The 16697-nt window shown below is 70.1% G+C and carries 16 protein-coding genes; 4 read left to right on the top strand and 12 right to left on the bottom strand.

Features of this window, described 5'->3' with window-relative positions; translation table 11 throughout:
* The 4 genes from BXA11_RS33030 to BXA11_RS33015 all read right to left on the bottom strand — a co-directional run.
* Window positions 1–596, bottom strand: a 596-nt coding sequence (locus BXA11_RS33030; protein WP_239105112.1) for a hypothetical protein, incomplete at its 3' end; no start/stop codon positions are given.
* A gap of 283 nt (window positions 597–879) precedes the next feature.
* The gene (locus tag BXA11_RS33025; RefSeq protein WP_076440872.1) at window positions 880–1308 is read right to left on the bottom strand and encodes a hypothetical protein; all 429 of its coding nucleotides are present in this window, start codon (window positions 1306–1308) and stop codon (window positions 880–882) included.
* 14 nt (window positions 1309–1322) lie between these two features.
* Entirely contained in the window at window positions 1323–1568 is a 246-nt protein-coding gene (locus BXA11_RS33020; protein WP_076440870.1) for a hypothetical protein, read from the bottom strand.
* A gap of 96 nt (window positions 1569–1664) precedes the next feature.
* Window positions 1665–2237, bottom strand: a complete 573-nt coding sequence (locus BXA11_RS33015; RefSeq protein WP_239105111.1) for a TetR/AcrR family transcriptional regulator — start codon at window positions 2235–2237, stop codon at window positions 1665–1667.
* A gap of 119 nt (window positions 2238–2356) precedes the next feature.
* Here BXA11_RS33015 and BXA11_RS33010 point away from each other — a divergent pair, with 119 nt between their 5' ends.
* The gene (locus tag BXA11_RS33010) at window positions 2357–2911 is read left to right on the top strand and encodes a hypothetical protein (protein WP_076440866.1); all 555 of its coding nucleotides are present in this window, start codon (window positions 2357–2359) and stop codon (window positions 2909–2911) included.
* A gap of 108 nt (window positions 2912–3019) precedes the next feature.
* Here the strand turns inward: BXA11_RS33010 and BXA11_RS33005 are convergent, their stop codons facing one another.
* Window positions 3020–3346 carry a hypothetical protein gene (locus BXA11_RS33005; protein ID WP_076440864.1) on the bottom strand — a complete coding sequence of 109 codons (327 nt, stop codon included), beginning with the start codon at window positions 3344–3346 and terminating at the stop codon, window positions 3020–3022.
* A 255-nt stretch (window positions 3347–3601) separates the two neighbouring features.
* On the opposite strand from BXA11_RS33005, the gene BXA11_RS33000 reads away from it, so the two are divergent.
* On the top strand, window positions 3602–4033 hold the full coding sequence (locus BXA11_RS33000) for a nuclear transport factor 2 family protein (protein ID WP_076440862.1): 432 nt from the start codon (window positions 3602–3604) through the stop codon (window positions 4031–4033).
* Between the two features lie 143 nt (window positions 4034–4176).
* Here the strand turns inward: BXA11_RS33000 and BXA11_RS32995 are convergent, their stop codons facing one another.
* The 5 genes from BXA11_RS32995 to BXA11_RS32975 form a co-directional block, all read right to left on the bottom strand.
* A complete protein-coding gene (locus BXA11_RS32995; protein ID WP_076440902.1) occupies window positions 4177–4992 on the bottom strand; it encodes a slipin family protein in 816 nt (271 codons plus the stop codon).
* A complete protein-coding gene (locus tag BXA11_RS32990) occupies window positions 4992–5567 on the bottom strand; it encodes a hypothetical protein (RefSeq protein ID WP_076440860.1) in 576 nt (191 codons plus the stop codon). Before BXA11_RS32990 ends, BXA11_RS32995 begins: the two co-directional genes overlap by 1 nt.
* Entirely contained in the window at window positions 5564–7798 is a 2235-nt protein-coding gene (locus BXA11_RS32985) for a nitric-oxide reductase large subunit (RefSeq protein ID WP_208865589.1), read from the bottom strand. Before BXA11_RS32985 ends, BXA11_RS32990 begins: the two co-directional genes overlap by 4 nt.
* A 221-nt stretch (window positions 7799–8019) precedes the next feature.
* On the bottom strand, window positions 8020–10740 hold the full coding sequence (locus tag BXA11_RS32980; RefSeq protein WP_076440857.1) for an arabinofuranosidase catalytic domain-containing protein: 2721 nt from the start codon (window positions 10738–10740) through the stop codon (window positions 8020–8022).
* Between the two features lie 559 nt (window positions 10741–11299).
* Window positions 11300–12076 carry a haloacid dehalogenase type II gene (locus BXA11_RS32975; protein WP_204053812.1) on the bottom strand — a complete coding sequence of 259 codons (777 nt, stop codon included), beginning with the start codon at window positions 12074–12076 and terminating at the stop codon, window positions 11300–11302.
* A 262-nt stretch (window positions 12077–12338) separates the two neighbouring features.
* Between BXA11_RS32975 and BXA11_RS32970 the strand changes: the two genes are divergently transcribed.
* The gene (locus tag BXA11_RS32970; protein WP_143734668.1) at window positions 12339–12689 is read left to right on the top strand and encodes a hypothetical protein; all 351 of its coding nucleotides are present in this window, start codon (window positions 12339–12341) and stop codon (window positions 12687–12689) included.
* Window positions 12690–12742: 53 nt separating this feature from the next.
* Here the strand turns inward: BXA11_RS32970 and BXA11_RS32965 are convergent, their stop codons facing one another.
* On the bottom strand, window positions 12743–13639 hold the full coding sequence (locus BXA11_RS32965) for an aminoglycoside phosphotransferase family protein (protein WP_076440898.1): 897 nt from the start codon (window positions 13637–13639) through the stop codon (window positions 12743–12745).
* A 456-nt stretch (window positions 13640–14095) separates the two neighbouring features.
* Between BXA11_RS32965 and BXA11_RS32960 the strand changes: the two genes are divergently transcribed.
* On the top strand, window positions 14096–15448 hold the full coding sequence (locus BXA11_RS32960; protein WP_076440855.1) for a family 43 glycosylhydrolase: 1353 nt from the start codon (window positions 14096–14098) through the stop codon (window positions 15446–15448).
* A gap of 112 nt (window positions 15449–15560) precedes the next feature.
* Here the strand turns inward: BXA11_RS32960 and BXA11_RS32955 are convergent, their stop codons facing one another.
* Window positions 15561–16427 carry a hypothetical protein gene (locus BXA11_RS32955; protein WP_143734667.1) on the bottom strand — a complete coding sequence of 289 codons (867 nt, stop codon included), beginning with the start codon at window positions 16425–16427 and terminating at the stop codon, window positions 15561–15563.
* Window positions 16428–16697 lie beyond the last annotated feature (270 nt).

Here is a 16697-nt window from a genome sequence, read left to right as displayed (position 1 = left end):
TACTTGAGGATCGGGAAGCGGCGGACGAGGGGGGTGGCGGCCCACTGGGTGCCGAGTCCGAGGGTGGTGCCGGCGCCGGTGAGGGCGAGGCCTGCCAGGACGATGGCGTAGACGATGTGCTCGTCCATGAAGGGGTTGGTGGTCAGCGGGAGTTCGGCGGCCCACATCATGAGCAGGAGCAGTCCGCCGGCGGCGGCGGCGATGCGCATTCCGATGCCGAGGGTGAGGGCGATGCCGGCGCCGGCGAGGCCGATCATGAACAGCCAGTCGACCCAGGGCTGGCCGGCGAGGGTGGTGAACAGGCCGCCGAAGGTGTGGTCGGCGGTGCCCTTGAGGAAGCCGGTGGTCGGGCTTCCGCCGTTGACCCAGGCCTTGGCGGCGGGGGTGGCGAAACCCCAGCCGAACAGCTTGTCCAGGAAGGCCCACAGGAACACCCAGCCGACGGCGATGCGGGCGGCGGCCCACACGTACCGGACCGGGCCGGCGCCCGTGGTGGCGGCGGGGATCGTCTCGCCGTTCGTGCGGGGGGCGGGGACGGTGGGAGCGCCGGCGTGGAGGCGGTGATTCCTCTGGTTACGCCCTTCGATGGTGGCCATGACCGGCCCCTTTCAATGTTTTTTCTCTCTTTTCGACATCTCAAGGAAACCGCGATCACCGGCCGTGCCGCAGGAGCCGTACGGCACCCTGAGGTCGGCTCGAAGTCCCGTGATCGTGGGACTTTCGGTCCGAGTCCGTCAGACGGGGCGTTCGCGCCGGGTGCGCGTGCTTCGACCACCGGCCGTCCGCCCGTGTCCCGGACGGCTCCTCGGCGGCAGCCAGGACGGCGGCGCGCTGGTTACGCCGCCACTGCTCCCGCATCACGGGGCGAACGGAACGATGTCACCCGTTCCCGGCGCGGCAGGTGTTCTGCGCACGACGGCACAGGACAGGCAGTGCGGTTATCGCGTCCACGACCACGCGGTCACCCAGCGGCTCATCGAGCCTTATGACGCCCTTGCCGAACTCGCCGACGCCCGCGCACGGGCCGGGAGCCCTGTAGGGGATGTCGATCCCCAGGACCACCACGTCCGGCTCCTCCCGCACTCGCAGGCTGACGGGGAGCGGTCCAAGGGTGCACGAGCCGTAGTCGTAACTCACCAGCAGTGTGCGTTCGTCGAGGACCTCCACGGCTGTGATCTGCTCGTCGACCAGCAGGTAGTCGCCCACGGCGTCCTCGATCGTGCCGATCGCCTTCTGATCGACCGCGACGTGGTCTATCGGGCCGGGAAGGTTCGAGAAGTGCAGCCGCCAGGCGGGTACGGTCGCCATACCGCGTGAGGTCTTCACGAACCGGCCACGACCCAGCCGTACTCCTCATCACTGTCGATCTTTTCGCGCACCTTCCGAGGCATCGCGCTCAGGTCCTCGAACGGGACGAAACCCGTACGCCAGATCGTCGCGGCCCCGCTCGTCCGCCAGGTGGAGACGGCCCGTGCGGCGTTCTCCCCGAACGTGGGCCGTCCCCTCAGGCCGGCGCTACCGCTGAGAAGCAGCACCGTCGCCAGAAGCGTCCCGGCTAACCTCACCATGTAGTGATCTTGCCAGAATATCCGTCCACAAGATCGGTGACGGAACGGCCGGCGGCCGAGCCCGGCCCGGTGAAGGCGCCCTCCGCGTGCGCCCGCTCATCTCCCGGTCGAGTCGCCGGCGCCGATGACGGCCCGGCTGCTGCGGAGGAACGAGGCGGCGACGTTCGCCGGCTGGTCGAGGTATCCGGCGACCATGGCGCCGTCACGGATCAGCATCAGGTCGTCGGCGACCTCTGCGGCGTCCGTGATACCGAGCGGGGCGATGAGCTGTTCGAACGTCGTCTTGTTCCAGCGGCGATGCGCGTCGACGGCCTTGCGGATCGGGCTGTCCGCGTCGGGGTATTCGGCGGCGGCGTTGATGAAGGGACAGCCGCGGAAGCCGGGCGCGCAGGCGATGATCCCGATCGCCTCCGAGATCGCCCGCAGGGTGACATCGACGTCGCCGCCGCCCTGCTTGATCGCCTCACCGATGCCGTCCCGCTCCAGCGCGGCGCGGCGTTCGAGGTAGGCGACGACGAGGTCGTCCTTGCTCTTGAAGTGCCGGTAGAAGGTGACCTTCGTCGTACTGGCGAGGTCGATGACCTTGTCGACGCTCACCGCGCGAAGCCCCTGCGCGTAGAACAGCTCGGTGGCCGCCTCGATGAGGCGCTCACGCATGGGGCTGTTCATGCTCGAGATCATACGCGTCCCTCCTTCTCGCCACTTGCACCCGACCTCACAGCCGAGCTACTGTCGGCGAGGTAGAGTTACTAGTCATTCTACCTCGCTGTCCTGCCGAAAGGGAGACGATGACCACCGTCGCTGTCATGAACGCCGGCCGCACCGCTGTGGCGTTGCGGAACCTCTATGTGGTGCGATTCGGATTCGCCCTCATCTGGGCGGTCCTGCTGTTCCTGGCCGGGGCTTCCGGTCCGGTGAGCACGGCGCTGCTCGTGATCTACCCGCTGTTCGACGTCGCCGCGGCGATCGTCGATCTGCGCTCCTCGACAACCGCGCGCCCCACCGCCGCCCTGTACGTCAACCTGGCCCTGAGCCTGCTCACCGCCGTCGGCCTGGTCGTCACAGCCGGCTCGGGCGTGCCCGCGGTGCTGCGCGTCTGGGGCGCTTGGGCGATCACCGCCGGAATCGTGCAGCTCATCGTCGCCGTCAGCCGACGCGGGCTCGGCGGCCAATGGGCGATGATCCTCAGTGGAGCGATCTCCACGATCGCCGGGACGACGTTCATCCTCCAGGCCGGTACGCCGACCGCATCGCTGACGAACCTCGCCGGCTACGCAACCGCCGGCGGCGTCTTCTTCCTCATCTCCGCCCTGCGTCTGCACCGCACCTCGAAGAGAGCCTGACCCCCGTCTCGCTCCCGGCGCCGCCGGCCGCCGGTCACGGTGCGCCCGAGCAGGCGCTGCGCCGCTCGGCGGCGTGAGTCCTACCGCCCCGGGAGCGTGTCGTGGACGTCACCGGCGTCCACGAGCGGGGCAGGCCGTGGAGACGTGAGCCACCACCGGTTCGCCGCCGACGGTCCGGTACGCCTCACGGGCGATGGCCCGGATGCGTTCCGGGCAGGTGGAGGCGGTGAGGCGGACGGACACGTAGACGTGCGCCATGCCGTCCACCTCCGCCAGGCGGACGTCGTCCACGAGGTCGGCGAACGCCTCCAGCAGGGCCTCCCGCACCGCGAGCCGCGCGAGCGGACCCGTCGCCCGGTCGCGGTCCTCTTCGTCTTCCTGTTCGTCCTCCCGGCGCCGGGGAATCGGACGGGGGTGCGTGCTCAGGATCGTCATGACTCAACCGTCCGGGCGGCCGCCCCCGCGCGGGAACGGCCGAAAGTCCTCATCCCCGGCGCATGAGGCGGTCGCGCACATCGGCCCGTCCGGCCGATGACCCGCCTTGGCACCCGTGGCCGAGGCCGCCTGAGATCCACTCACGGCGCTTACCTCGTCGCGTTATTCCACCGCTCCGAGGACGCGGTCTGGGGGAGGTCCTTTTTGGCTTCTCATTGCCCCTGTCTCCGTAATCTGGTGGAAGGGGGTCCTTCGATGGCCGATGTGGTAGACCGGCTGATCACCGCGCTGAACAACCATGATGTGGACGCGGTGATGCGCTGCTATCGGCCGGATGCGGTCGCGACATGGCCGGACATGGAGGCGGGCAACCCTCAGGAGATCGGCTCCTACTGCACGCAGATGTGGGAGGCATTTCCCGACCTCCGCTTCACCCGGTGGGAGAAGACCGCATGCGAGGATGCGATTGCGACCGAGATGGTGGCCTGCGGCGCGCAAACGGGGCCGTATCTCCTCATCGGAGGTGAGGTGCTGGAGGCGACGGGCCGTTCCATCAGTGCGCGCTGCTCCTGCTTCTGGAACGTGGTCGACGATCTGATCGCGAGTCAGCGCTTCTACTACGACCAGCTGCAGGTGTACGCGCAACTCGGTATGTGTCTCCCACCCGTTTTCGCCCTGTCCGGCTGAGGCGTCGAGAGGTCGCCGGCGGCAGACCGCGATGCGCCGGTGCCGGGCCGTATTCCCCGAGATCATGGTGGTCGAGCGGGACGACCGCGCCGGCTCGCGCCCGCCCCTCCGTGGCCGGCAGCCCACAAGGCGACCCTGACGCCTCAGGAAGGCCGTCGCTCCCGCCCGCAGGCGCAGCCGCTCGCAGTAGCGGCGGCGGCGAGAGCGGCGGGAAGCATGGGTGAGGCCCCCGGCGAGGGGGCGGGCAGGTCGACCGGCACCGGATAGACGATGGTCGATCGGCCCTCACCGCCCAGTTCCAGCAGGGTCTGGAGGTAGCGCAACTGGATGGCGGCCGGGTCGGCCGACAGGGTACGCGCGGCCTCGCGCAGATTCCGCGCGGCCTGGACCTCGCCCTCCGCGTTGATCACTTTGGCGCGGCGCTCGCGTTCGGCCTCGGCCTGACGGGCGATGGCGCGCTGCATCGCCTCAGGGATCTCGACGTCCTTGATCTCGACCAGGTCGACCTTCACGCCCCAGGGCTCGGTCTGGTCGTCGAGGACCTTCTGCAGGCTCTCACCCAGCCGGTCGCGCTCGGCGAGCAGGGCGTCGAGGTCGTGGCGGCCGAGCACGGAGCGCAGGCTGGTCTGGGCGAGCTGGGAGGTCGCGACTGCGTGGTTCTCCACCTCGTTGACCGACCGGACCGGGTCCACAACCTTGAAGTAGGCGACCGCGTTGACCCGGACGGGCACGTTGTCCCTGGTGATCGCCTCCTGCGGCGGGATGGTGAGGGCGATGGTCCGCAGGTCGACGCGGACCATCCGGTCGGCCAGCGGGATCAGGACCACGAGCCCGGGCCCTCGCAGGGGCAGCACCCGGCCGAGCCGGAAGACGACCGCCCGTTCGTACTCGCGTAGCACCCGAACTCCTGTCAGGGCGCCGACCAGGAGAAGGGCCGACACGGCGGCAACCCAGATCATCACTCCGGCCTCCAGACGGTGGTGTATCGGTCGCGGCTCGGCGGCCCCTGCCCGGGCTCGGGGAAGGCCGCGGGGGTGCCGCGCAGGTGGCCGGTCAGCCACCATCCTGTGATGGCGGTGGCCGCGAGCGCGGCGGCGGCCAGGGCGAGGTCGGGCCAGGCGGGGTGACGCACCGCCTCGATGAGCGTCAGCGAGGCGGCCAGGACGACCAGCACGAGGGCGAGCCCGCGGTGGAAGCGCCCCGCCTCGGAGTGCGGCCAGGGCCGCAGCGCCCGCACGATCTCCCGCCCGCGACGCGATGGGGTGCAGTCGGGCTTGCGGGGGCAGGCGTTGCAGACCGAGGGCCTGGCCCGGTAGAAGCGGTGGTGCCGGTCCTGACCGACGGGCCAGAGCGTCTGGTCGGCCGGGCACACCCAGGCGTCGCGTTCGGGCTGATAGGTGAAGCCCCCGGTGCGGTGGCGTTCGGATCGCCCGGCGACGTGGCGGGCCAGGCGGTCCAGCCCGGCGGCGGCCGCGAGCAGCGCGGCCGCGTAGCCGTACGCCAGGACCGCCTCCGTGGTGAAGGGACCGATCATGCGGTGTCCACCCGCTCCCGGACGTCCGACAGCCGGGGCGCCGGGGTGAGCCCGGTGGCCGGGTCGGTCGCGGCCCGGCGGCCCCGGTGGCGTACGCCAAGCCAGGCGATCCAGCAGAAGGGCAGCACGCCGCCGACGATGAACAGCGCGTCGCCGGGCAGTCGCAGCCACTCCAGCAGCGTGTTGGTGCGACCGGTGAGGTAGCCGAGCGAGCGCGCCTCGAAATATCCGGAAGCCACCGACTCGTGCAGTTGTAGGAGCCCGAGCGGCAGCAGGGTGGCGAAGCACATCCAGGCCAGGCCGATGTTGAGGGACCAGAAGGAGACCCTGGCCCACTTCTCCGGCCATCGGCCGGCGGGGATCAGGTAGCGCAGCGCGAACAGCCCCAGGGCGATGGCGAGCATGCCGTAGACGCCCATCATCGAGCCATGCGCGTGGTTGGCCGTCAGACCGGTGCCGATCTCGTAGTAGGAGACGATCGGGAGGTTGATCAGGAAGCCGAAGACACCCGCGCCGAGGAAGTTCCAGAAGCCGACGGCGACCAGGAACATCACGGCCCAGCGGTGCGGGAACGGGGTGCGCGACTCCAGGTGCTGGCGCGCCCCCAGCTGCACGAACGACCACGCCTCCACGGTCAGGAAGGTCAGGGGAACGACCTCCATCGCGGAGAAGAACGCGCCCAGCGCGAGGTGCTCCACGGGCGTGCCGCTGAAATACAGGTGGTGCATGGTGCCGATCACGCCGCCCGCCGAGTACAGGATGATGTCGAGATAGATCACCACGAGGGCGACCCGCTCCCGCACCACGCCCAGCTGGACGAACATGTAGGCGACCATGACGGTGGTGAACAGTTCGAGGAAGTCCTCCACCCACAGGTGCACCACCCAGAACCGCCAGAAGTCGGTGACGGTGAAGGTGTCGCCCGGGCGGGCCAGCAGCCCGACGGCGTAGACGCCGGGGATCGCCAGGCCCGACAGGAAGAACAGCCAGGGCAGGTTGCCGCGGCTGTCCCTCGCCAGGGTCGTGCGCAGCACCCGCCACATCATGACCGCCCACAGCGCCATCCCGGAGGCCAGCAGGATCTGCCAGACGCGGGGGAGGTCGAGCCATTCGAACTGCTGGCTGCCCCAGAAGTCGCCCGGCCGGACGAGCCCGTGGATGCTGAGCCCCTCCGCGATCAGCGAGCCGGAGGCCACGACGGCCAGGGCCGCCAGGAGCGTCCAGGCGAGCTTTCCCTGCCCGCGCGGCTCGGCTCCGGCCATGAGCGGAGCCAGGAAGATGCCGGCCGCGAGGAAGGCGGCCACCACCCAGAACAGCGACAGCTGCAGATGCCAGGTGCGGGCCAGGTTGAAGGGCAGCAGCTCGGCCAGGTTGAGGCCGAAGAAGCTCGTGAGATCGGCTCGGTAATGCTCCGTCGCACCGCCCAGCAACACCTGGGCGAGGAAGAGCAGTGCGACGACGAGGAAGAAGTACGCGGTGACCCGCTGCGCGGGCGTGAGCGCCACCTGGTCGGGGGAGCGGAACTCGATGGCCTCCGCCTGACGGCCTCGCCAGCCCAGATGACCGCCCCATCGGCCGACCGCTCCGAACAGCGCCCCGATGCCGACCAGCAGGGCGATCAGCGACACCACGCTCCACAGCACGGTGTCGGCGGTGGGCGCGTTGCCGACCAGCGGCTCGGCGGGCCAGTTGTTGGTGTAGGAGTAGGCCGCGCCGGGGCGTTCCGCCGAGGCGATCCAGGCCGTCCAGGACAGGAACGCGGTCAGCTGGTGGATCTGCCGCGGGTCGGTGATCGCGTACGGACGCAGTCCTTTGTCGGTGCGGGGGTCGGCGAAGTAGTCGCGGTAGTGATCGACGAGAGCGGTGAAGGCGTCCGCCTGCGCCCTCGTGTAGGTCAGCACCCCCGAGCGGGGGTCGTAGCGATTGGCGCGGAACTCCTGCCTGACCTGTTCACGGGCCCGGTCGCCGCCGCCGCGGGCCCGGAGGGCGGCGGTGGCGGCACGGCGCAGGTAGTCGGCCGTGTAGTCCGGCCCGAGATAGCCCCCGTGCCCGAGCACCGATCCGTACTGCATCAGCCCGTTGGCCAGGAAGACCTTCTGCCCGTCGGCGACGTCGCGGCCGGCGTACAACCGCTGCCCGGATTCGCCCACCACGAGCCGTGGCACGGGCGGCTCCACCGTGTACGTACGGTAGGCGAGCAAGCCCATGACGAAGAACCCGAACACCGCCACCAGTGCCGCAGCCTGAATCCAGCGCCTGGAGACCAGGAGCTCTCTGCGCGTCCCCGCCCCTGGCACCATCGATCACCGATCTCGATCAGGAAGGGGAGAGATCCCTACTCCTATCGGGCGCCGGTCGTACCGGTCGAGAAGACACGCCCTCCGTGCCGGACTCGGGACGCGGTGCCCGCGGGTGAGCCGCGGGCACCGCAGGTGCTCAGGGACCGATCGGGCTACTTGGTGTTGGGCCCGCCCGGCGTGGGCACGGTGGTCGTGACGAAGTCGTGGCAGAGGCTGTCGGCGTCGGTGCCGTCGGGCCAGCGGGCGTTGCTCCGGCCCGCGCCCGCGGCCGCGCCGGCCACAACGGTGATGCAGCCGCCCTTGCCCTGGTCGGCCTCCATGACGGCGAGTTCAGGAGTGGCGATGGTTCCGTTGCCGCTCGAACTGCTCTGCTGGGAGCCGTAGACGACGGCGTCGACGACCACGCCGCCTCGTTCGTCGAGCAGCGCGATGGAACCGGCGCTGGTGGACAGGGCGCTCCCGAACCACTGGTCGGGCGCCGGCGTTCCCTGGTAGCCCGCCGTCGTGATCAGGGGATTGACCACGGCCGCGCCGATCGGGTGGGCCTTGACCGGCTTGTCGAGCGTGAGGCCGCCGCCCAGCGCCTGCACCGGCACGCCGCTCGTGTGCGGGTGACGGGTCGGCGGCGAGAAGCTGATCCCCGTGCCGGGGTCGGACACGTCGACGCCCGACGCGTGGGCGAGCCGCAACGGCGCGGTCAGGTCGACGCCCGTGCCGCCCGCGCCGGTGGTGCCGACGTTCGCGACCGTGACGGTCTCCTTGTTCTCGCCGGTGTCCACCGTCAGGGTGTCGCCGACGGTCATGTTGGCGTCGGCAGCGACCTTGATGTTGGTCGCGCCCGCGGCCGCGTCGGCCGACAGGGTCGTCTGCGTGGCCGCCTTGCCGACCGCGGTGACCGTGGCCACCTCGTAGTCGTCGCCCGAATCGATGCCGATCCTGTCGCCGACGGTGAAACCGGTCGCGTTGGTGACGGGCACGTTGGTCGAGTGGGCGGGGACCGTGATCCACGGCCCGGTGGACACGGGAACGAACAGCGTCGTCGCCGGGCCGGCCGCCGTCCCGACCGACTGGATCGTGCGGGTCTCCCGCTCGCGGCCGGTGTCGATGTCGATCTGCTGGCCGGCCGCGAAGCCGGTCGTGCTCCTGACGTTGACCGTGGCGTCCGTGGGGCCGGTGGGAGCCGCCAGCCCGGAGCCGGCGAGGCCCAGCAGGTAGTAGGCGCCGCTCGCGAGCCGCGTCCCGGCCGGGATCTTGGCCAGCGTGGTGCCGGGCGAGCCGCTCGGGGTGGTGGTCAGGGTCCAGCCGGAGATGTCGACCTCGTCGGCGGAGGGGTTGTAGAGCTCCACGAACTGGTCGGTCGAGTTGGCGCTCGTACGGAACCGGACCTCGTTGATCTTGATGGGCAGGACGTTGCGTACGGCTTGCGCGCTTTCCGCGGACTGGCGGCCCTTCACCGGGCCGGAGGGGTTCGTCCACTCGGCTCTGCCGGTCAGGTAGCCGGCGTCGGTCCTGTCCGCGGAGGTGACCGTGAAGGTCGCGCTCACGCTCTCACCCGGTGCGACCGACGGGAACGCCGCCGACTTGTCGCGGGTGTCCTTGACCGAGGCGGTCCATCCCACGGGAGTGGACAGGCTCAGCTTGACGCCCACCGCGGCCGAGCCCGTGGTGTTCGTGAACGTCTCGGTGACGTCCTGCGCGGAGCGCGGGGTGAACGTGGTGGCCCGCGACAGCGACAGACGCGTCACGTCATACTTGGCGGCCACGATGTTGGCCTGCACCGCGTCCGTGGTGGCCTCCGACGGGTAGCCCTTCGTCATCACCCCCTCGTAGAAGGTGCCCGATGAGCCGTTGCCGTTGTCGCCGCCGGTGCCGAGGAGGACCGCGCCCTTCTTGTGCATGGGGTAGTAGCTGCTGTTGGTCAGCGAGCCGGGACGGATTCCGCTGTAGAAGGTCGTCAGAGGGCCGTCCTGGGCGTTGCCGCCTCGCAGATCCCACTGGTTCCCGCCGCCGCCGTCGACGACCGCGGTGACGAACCGCCAGGAGTCGACGGTCGGATCGGCCGGGTTCTGCTTCGCGTTGTACCCGGAGAACAGGCCCGCCTCCATGTCGGCCATGATCCACGGGCCGGGGCCGCTGCCGCTGCCCCAGGCGGTGGCGGTGCCGAAGTACGTGGTCTCCATGGTGCCGGTGCCCACGGCGCGGCTGTTCGTCGAGGAGTTGCCGTAGTCGAAGCAGCAGCCGCTGTCGTAGTGGGTGCCGTCGATGACGTAGTAGATGCCCTCCGGCTCGTCGCCCTTCGCGAGGCCGGTGGCGTTGTTGTTGCGGTACCCCATGCCCGGCATGATGTACACGCCGTAGGCCTTGTGGCCGCCGATCGTGATCGGCGCCATGTCCGCGATCGCGAGGGTGTCGTAGCCGCCGACGGCCGGGCCCCGGAACGTGCCGGGCGGAGCCTGATAGAGGTCGTTGCCCGTGCCGGACTGGTCGTAGATCTTGGTGATCACGCAGACCACGTGGTCGCAGAACGCGTCCTGCGCCGCCGCGTCGGCGTATCCGCCGGAGTCCGGGGAGGGGTGGGCGGCGGAGCGGACGACGCCGATGTCCCTGGTCGCGTTGTCCGAGGTGCGCATGACCTGGTAGAGCGGGCCGTTGTAGGACGAGTACAGCGCGCGCGTGGTGCTGTGGGCGGCCACGCAGGGCGTGCCGCCGGCGGCGTAGATGTCACAGGGGCCCTGCGGCCGGTCAGGGGCGGCGGGCGGCGCCGCCTGCGCCTGCGGCGTCACCGCGAGCGCGCCGCCGATCAGCGCCAGCGCGGTCGCCGTACGGGCGGCCAGGGTTCCGAGGCGTCCGCGTCCGTTGGGGGGTCTGAACATGTTGGATGAACTCCTCCATGCGTTGTGCTCGACTGAGTCGAACGTGCGGGGGCGTGGCCTGCCGATGCGTTGGGTGACGCGACCGCGGACACCGTCACGCGGGCATGGACGATCCCGCGCCGGACGTCTCGGCCGGCACTCGGCAGGCATCCACTGGCCGCGAATTGTTAGCGTTAACAACGACAATCGCGTCAGCGGGGTCGTGGATGGTGGAGGGGAGTCGGGAGCGGGGTTGATCTTGATCAACTGCCCACACTATGGCACCGGCCACAGGTAACGTCAAGGTTACAAACGCGATATCGGGCCGGTCCTTTCCCGGCCGTCCGTCCGCCGGAACGCGAAGGAGCGGCGGACGTCCGCCGCCGATCTCAGATCACACGCACGCTCACTGAGGCGGCCGACCCGGTGCTCGACCTGCGACGTCTGGGGCCGCCATGCGTGCCATCGTGATCGAGAGATTCGGCGGGCCGGAGTGTCTGGTGTACCGGGAGTCGCCGGAGCCCGAGCCCGTGGCGGGCCACGTGGTCATCGAGGTGAAGGCGCCATGTGGGGTGCGCCGTCACCGCCGAAACCGGATGAGCTGATCGGCCAGGCCAGGCAAGTCCGACGCGACCAGGTTCGGCCTCGGAAGGGACTCGACGGGCAGCAGGGCGTTCCCCGGCCGGGTGATCAGGCCGGCGGTGTAGCCACAGCTCTGCGCGCCCATCGTGTCCCACAGATGCGCGGCGACCATGAAGCACGAGGCCGGGGGAACCCGAAGGGACTGCGTGACCAGGTGATAGGCCCGGGGAGCCGGTTTGTAGGCGCGAACCGCGTCGACGCTGAACTGCCGCTCGAAGAAGTGCGCGAGGCCGGCGTGCTCCAGCGGGCTCCGGCCGCCGGGGTCGAGAGGCGAGTTCGTGAGCGTCACCAGGCGAAAACCGGCGTCCGCGAGCCGGGTCAGGCCTACCTCCACGTCGGGATGGGCCGGCATGGTCAGCATGCCCCGCCTGATCTGTTCGGTGTCGGAGTCGGTGACCTTCACCCCATGGATGTCGCCGAGCATTCTGAGCAGCCCCTGCCCCAGGGTGAAGAACTGCTCGTAAAGGCCTGCTGCGGTGATGGTCATCGAATACATGAAAAGGTGGCCGAGCCATTCGCGCATCACCCGGGCGTCGCCGAAGACGCGCTGGAAGAGCGGGTTCATCGACTCGAAGTCGATCAACGTCTCGTTGACGTCGAACACCAGGATCGACGGCTCACCGTGGGCTACTCCGTGCGCGATCTCGTCGTTCATCGGCGCGGCCCCATTGTGGTCACCGGCCATGACCACGCATTCCACCAGGTCATTCCCCACGTGTACCCACCCACGGCGAGTAACCGCGTCTGCCCCGCGAATCACTCGCTCCTGGTGGCCAGGGGAGCGTGTCGTCTCCGCTGATGGTTCCCGTGGGGCCGGAGGCGGAGGTCGCGGCGGCTCGTGGCCGGGAGGCTTGGAGGACCTTCCCGGCTTCTTCCCGGCCTGCTGGCGGCTGAGCTGCGGATATGACAGGTGTCACGGGTCAAGACGCGACGCGCGGCACTTATCGCCGCATCGGCCGATCCGTACCGTGAAGGTCATGACGAACACGACATCATCGCAGCGTACGGACTGGCACATCTCCCTCATCGGCGGCCTGAAGCGCAGGGGGCCGGGGAGCATGCCCGCGGACACGGTCGTCGTCACTTCCGTCGGGGGAGCCGACCTCGACCTGAGCGACGCGCGGATCGTGGAGGTCACCTCGGTGACGAAGGTGTCGATCGTGGGCGGCGTGCGGCTGCGGGTGCCCGCCGACGTCATGGTGGAGGTCGAGGGCGTCAGCCTGTTCGGCGGCCGCACCGTGGAGCCGGGAACGCCGGGCGCCTCCGGCCGTGTCGTCCGCGTCCGCAACTACAGCGTCTTCGGCGGCGTCAGCGTCACCCGCGGCTGAGCCCTGGCTCCGATCGCGGCGTCCAGTAGCAAGGCAGGGCGCGGGGCGCGGGCTCAGGCAGGCCCGTCGTCCGCGAGGATGCGCTCCAGGGTGCGCCGGCCCATGCGGCTCATGACCGGGTTGGTCTCCAGGTAGTACCACACGACCCCCATCGCCTGTGCGAAGGCCCAGGCCTTGCCGCGCTCCCACTCGAGGTCGTCGCATCCCAGGTCGAGACGGAGCACCTGGCGCGGCCCCGCCTCCAGCAGATGCCAGGCGCTCACGAGATCGAGGGCGGGATCGGCCGGCCCGAACCCGCCGCCGTCGAGAATCCCGGCCAGCCGGCCGTCGGACACGAGCACGTTGCCGGGAATGAGATCACCGTGGGTCATCACGTCGGCCGCTTCGCGCGGCAGACTCCGGAACGTCCCCCACATCCGGCGCAGCCGGGGAACGTCCAGCAGTCCTTCGCTGCGCTCGAAGCAGGTCTCCATCCACGAGTCGTGGGACCTGAGGTCGCCTCCCCGGCCCTTGCCGGAGAACGTACGGCCACGCGTGCCGGCCGCGCGCAGGTCGGTGATGAGATCGGCGAGGTCGTGGGCGAACGCGGCCGACTCGCCCGGGTCCTCGTCAATCGCCACGGTGCCGGGCAGCCACGTCTGCACCGACCACGGAAGCGGATATCCCGCTCCGGGCTCACCGAGCGCGACCGGCTCGGGCGTGGGAAAGCGGGTGCCGGCCGCCAGCTCGCGGGCCGCCTCCGCTTCGGACTCCAGCCAGCGCCGCGTCACGTCGACCGGCCCCGGCTGCAGGGGGAACCGGGCCGTGAGGCGGTCGCCGACGCGGAAGATGGCGTTGACCGTCCCATGGGAGGCGACGCTGGTGACGGGCAGGCCCCGCCACTGCGGGAACTGTTCGTCCACCAGGGCGCGCACGGTCTCCGGTGACACCGTCAGCTGGTCGGCATGCATCTTCACGCCGGTGAGGGTTCCGCGTTTCGCTCCTGCCCCGCAACCGGTTTTCAGGCCCCCGCGACGGCTGATCGGGCCGTACGGCAGGCGGCGCCGGGAAAAAGGAGAACCGGCATGGAGGGCGATTCTTCGGTTGTCGCACGGCGGCTTTTTCGCTTTTGTGTTCCGCGCTCCGGGATGGAAAATCGAATTTCGATTTCGGGCGGAGTATCGCCGGGGTCGCGGACGCGGCGCCTTCTCGGCTTCGCGTCCACGGCGGCAGGAAGTGCCGGTGCGAGGCAGGGAGAATGCCCGGCGGATCCGGGCCCGATCCGGCCCGTCGAGAACCTTTTTGTCGTCTGTTCACTGTCGGAATGAGTCTTACTACCGTGTCCTCCCGGCAGGGCGCCCACGTTCTGTGTGGACCGTGTGGACTGCGTCGACTGCGTGGACTGCGTGAAAAGGAGGACGCTACTGATGACCGGTGCCGATAACGGGTTGTACGTGGGCCGGCGGTCCGTGCTGGCCGGTGTCGCGGGCTTGCTGGGAGCGGCGGCGCTGCCCGCGACCGCCGCGCACGCGGACCCGAAGGAGTTGCCGAACGGGGGCGCGCCGAAGGGGCGATACCCGTCGAACTGGCCCGAGCCCGCGCCCTACGGCCTGGCGGACACGCGCGAGGACCTGTGGCCGCGTGACGACAACTCCTTCATCCTCCCGCTGGAGCTGCGCCCCCGCGACGAGGAGCTCGGCCGGGTCTGGATGCGGGACACCTACGTCAACTGCTTCGACGTCGGCGGTCGTCCGATCTACGTCGCCACCGGCACCACCCGGGTGCCCGGGCTCGCGGCGGCAGGCCCGTGGAACGACGGCATCTTCGTGTGGACGGCCACATCCCTGCACGGGCCGTGGAAGCTGGCCGACACCACCGGCATCCGGCCGGACGCCGAGAAGGGCAAGGTGTGGTCGCCCGAGTTCGTGGGCGAGAACCGGCCCGGGCGCACGGTGGTGGCTCCCTGGCAGGAGTACTGGTACGACGACCAGTTCGGCAAGCGCGGCAACGCGTGGGCGCCCGAGGTGCACTACTTCCGCGGCAAGTGGTACATCGTCGCGTGCATGGGCGACCACTCCCAGAAGGTCGGCTCGTTCATGCTCGTGAGCGAGGGCGGGGTGGAGGGCCCCTACCGGCTGATCCAGGGCAACCACGACAAGCCCTTCGGCGACTCCTTCATCGGCGGGCCCGCCTTCATCAAGCCCGGCGCCTACCACCACATCGACGGCGGCCTGTTCAGCGAGGGCGACGCGGCGTGGCTCGTGCTGCACAACAACCTGTACGCGAAGTTCCGGGATGACATGGAGGACATCATCCCGACGACGAACCTGCCGCAGTTCCAGCAGACGCCCTACGCGCCCGAGCCGTATCTCGAAGGCGCGTACGTGTTCAAGTACGGCGGCAAGTACTACCTCGTCCACGCGGCGTGGGACCGGTCGTCGGTCCAGTCCGACGGCAGCACCCGCTACGCCTACGACACGGCCGCCGCCGGCCGCGTGCAGTACCAGTACGACGCGATCATCGCCGTCGCGGACAGGTTCGAGGGGCCCTACTCCAAGCGGTGGACCCTGGGCGTCGGCGCCGGCCACAACAACATCTTCGTGGATCGCAGCGGCCAGTTGTGGGCGACGTTCTTCCGCAACCCCAACGTCGGCTACTGGGCCGACCCGTCGCGCATCGGCGAGGCCGCCGTGCCCGGCGTCGTACGGCTGGAGTGGACCGGCCCCCAGGGCAACCGCCTGTACGTCGCGCGCCGGAACCCGGGGCACAGCAAGGGCTGACCACCCCCGCGCCGCCTGCTGGATGTGGCGACCGTACGCCGGCGGCTGCCGCCCGGCCCGGTCGCGGCCGGCCTGACCTGGCGGGACGTACGCGTCGCGGGAACCGGCCCGCTCACCGTGACCGGAGACGACGGCGCAGCAGGAGTCCGGCGCAGGCGGCGAGGGTGATCGCAAGGCCGGTGAGCACGTACATCCGCCCGTCCGGCCCGGCCTCGCCACCGCCTCCGGTCGCGGCCCCGCCCACCGGGGTCGTGTCCACCTCCTGGGCCGCCCCCGCATCCCGCTCAAGGCCGTCTTCGTCCGATCCGGCGTCCGATTCGGCGTCCGACTCGGAGGCCGTCACGGTGGCCGTGACGGTGCGGGTCGGCTTGGGGCCGGCGACGGCGCCGTCCGGAGAGGGAGTGGGGCTCGTCTGGGCGTCCTGGGCCACGGTCAGGGTGTAGGTGGTCAGGGTCGTGGCATCCCGCACCTCGCACTGGATCATCGGCGCGGTGGGCGAGGGCCCGATGTTGACGGCGGCCGGACGCACCGTCGCCGTGCCCGCGTTGGGCGAGGTCGTCTTCAAGGTGAGTCCGGTCTGCGGCAGTGGAATGATCTGCCCGGCGGCGACGCTCACGGGCTCGCTCACACCGGTGGCGGATGTCAGGTTCTCGATCCCGGTGAATGCCGCGTAGGCGTACACCTTGACGGTGCCGAGTCCGTCGGTGGGTGCCCGCAGTTCGCTGCCCGTGGCGTACGTTCCGCGCCAGCCGATCGACATCTGCTCGCCCGCGATGGCGTCGTCCGGCATGGTCAGCTCAATGTTGATCTTGACGTCCTGCTTCTCCGCCGCATTGTCATCGGTGGTGCACTCGTACTCCACGACCTCGGCGACCACGCGCAGGCTCCGCTCCATGCTGAGCGGGGCGGCGTGGGCCGGCGGGCTCGCCAGCGCCAGGCAACCCGCGAAGACGACCGAGACCACGGCAGGGATACGCAACGCCGACTCCTGATGTGACGTAGGGACCTACAGGAGACGTGGCACGAGCAAGATCGGTTGTCAGCTGTTCGCCTCCGGATCACGCTCCTCGGCCGGGCCGCGGTGTCGTGAACCCGGGTCCGCGCTCTTCTCGAACGGCGGGAAACTCGAACGGCGGGAAAGCGGCAGGCTACCGGCCCGCTGCCACCAGGCGTCCAACTCCCATACGGCTGTTTCTCGGCCACATATGGCCGGACAGCGTTTCAGCCGTGTTAGGGCGGCGGTCATTCC

The sequence above is a fragment of the Microbispora rosea genome (assembly GCF_900156315.1).
GTDB classification, from domain to species: Bacteria; Actinomycetota; Actinomycetes; order Streptosporangiales; family Streptosporangiaceae; genus Microbispora; species Microbispora rosea.
The sequence above is the reverse complement of the archived record's forward strand: the minus strand, read 5'-3'. Positions and strand labels throughout refer to the sequence as shown.

Bases quoted from the DNA above. Each gene is read 5' to 3' on its own strand.
- BXA11_RS32960 (WP_076440855.1), top strand. From the start codon at position 14,096: ATGACCGGTGCCGATAACGGGTTGTACGTGGGCCGGCGGTCCGTGCTG.
- BXA11_RS33010 (WP_076440866.1), top strand. From the start codon at position 2,357: ATGACCACCGTCGCTGTCATGAACGCCGGCCGCACCGCTGTGGCGTTG.
- BXA11_RS32965 (WP_076440898.1), bottom strand. From the start codon at position 13,639: ATGCATGCCGACCAGCTGACGGTGTCACCGGAGACCGTGCGCGCCCTG.
- BXA11_RS32970 (WP_143734668.1), top strand. From the start codon at position 12,339: ATGACGAACACGACATCATCGCAGCGTACGGACTGGCACATCTCCCTC.
- BXA11_RS32995 (WP_076440902.1), bottom strand. From the start codon at position 4,992: ATGATCTGGGTTGCCGCCGTGTCGGCCCTTCTCCTGGTCGGCGCCCTG.
- BXA11_RS33025 (WP_076440872.1), bottom strand. From the start codon at position 1,308: ATGGCGACCGTACCCGCCTGGCGGCTGCACTTCTCGAACCTTCCCGGC.
- BXA11_RS33005 (WP_076440864.1), bottom strand. From the start codon at position 3,346: ATGACGATCCTGAGCACGCACCCCCGTCCGATTCCCCGGCGCCGGGAG.
- BXA11_RS33020 (WP_076440870.1), bottom strand. From the start codon at position 1,568: ATGGTGAGGTTAGCCGGGACGCTTCTGGCGACGGTGCTGCTTCTCAGC.
- BXA11_RS32990 (WP_076440860.1), bottom strand. From the start codon at position 5,567: ATGATCGGTCCCTTCACCACGGAGGCGGTCCTGGCGTACGGCTACGCG.
- BXA11_RS33000 (WP_076440862.1), top strand. From the start codon at position 3,602: ATGGCCGATGTGGTAGACCGGCTGATCACCGCGCTGAACAACCATGAT.
- BXA11_RS33015 (WP_239105111.1), bottom strand. From the start codon at position 2,237: ATGAACAGCCCCATGCGTGAGCGCCTCATCGAGGCGGCCACCGAGCTG.
- BXA11_RS32980 (WP_076440857.1), bottom strand. From the start codon at position 10,740: ATGTTCAGACCCCCCAACGGACGCGGACGCCTCGGAACCCTGGCCGCC.